The sequence below is a fragment of the Roseateles sp. P5_B10 genome, from assembly GCF_056400485.1.
In genome coordinates, this window is sequence record NZ_JBFULE010001311.1 from 1 (window position 1) to 964 (window position 964).

The window sequence follows — 964 nt, forward strand, 5'->3', positions numbered from 1 at the left end:
GGCCGGCGGCGTTCAGTGCCTGCACCATGCGGCGGAACTCGACGACGCGGGTCAGCGGGTCGTTGGCATTGCTGGAGTAGCTGCCTTCGGGCGTGCTGAACTGCAGTGGGTCATAGCCCCAGTTGAAGCAGTCGGTGCCGGCAGTAGCCGCGACCGTGGCCTGCTGCGAGTCGCTGTCGGGCGCGCCGCTTGGGACGGGCGTCACGCAGCTCTTTTCGTTGACGCTGGCGATGTCGAAGACCGGCAGCAGGTGCACGTCGGTCAGGCCGGCTGCGGCCAGTGCCGTCAGGTGCTTCATGCCATTGGACTGGCTTTCGGTGAAGGCCAGGTATTTGCCACGCTTGGTAGCGGGCACGGTGGCGTCGTTGATCGAGAAGTCGCGGACATGCAGCTCGTAGATGCTCAGGTCCGACGGCGCGGCCACGGTGGTGGGCGGCGCGCTCTGGTCCCAGCCATTGGGCTTGGTGGCCTGGGCCTGCAGGTCCATGACAACGCTCTGCTGGCTGCCCAGGGTCAGGCCGAGGGAATAGGGGTCTGTGACGAGGTTCTTCACCAGGCCCGTGCCCTTGACGAAGACCTGCACCTGGTAGCGGTAGGTGGCGCCTTGCAGATGGCCTTGCTTGCTGAGGCTCCAGACGCCGGTGGCAGCGTCGCGCGCCATCGGCTCGGTAGTGGTGCGGGTCAGGCCCGAGTTGCCCAGGGCCGTCGTCAGCACCAGCGATACGTTTTGCGCGGTGGGTGCCCACAGCTTGAAGCTGGTGCTGCCATTGCTGGCGACGGCGCCGAGGTCGGGCACGTTGTTGGCGGCGGCATAGAGGTCGTCCAGCGCGCCGGCGATCTGGGCGGTGGTGGCGTTCTGCACCTTGCCGTTGGCGTCTTCCTGCACGAGCACGAGTTGCTGCTGGTGCAGGCTGGGCAGGCGAACCACGTCGGCTGCACGCACGTTGAAGACGGTGCCGCTGGC

General features: G+C 67.1%; 1 pseudogene. It reads right to left on the reverse strand.

Annotation, left to right across the window (positions count from 1 at the left end):
- Positions 1 to 964: pseudogene (locus AC1DU6_RS32960) on the reverse strand (DUF3372 domain-containing protein); the annotation flags it as partial.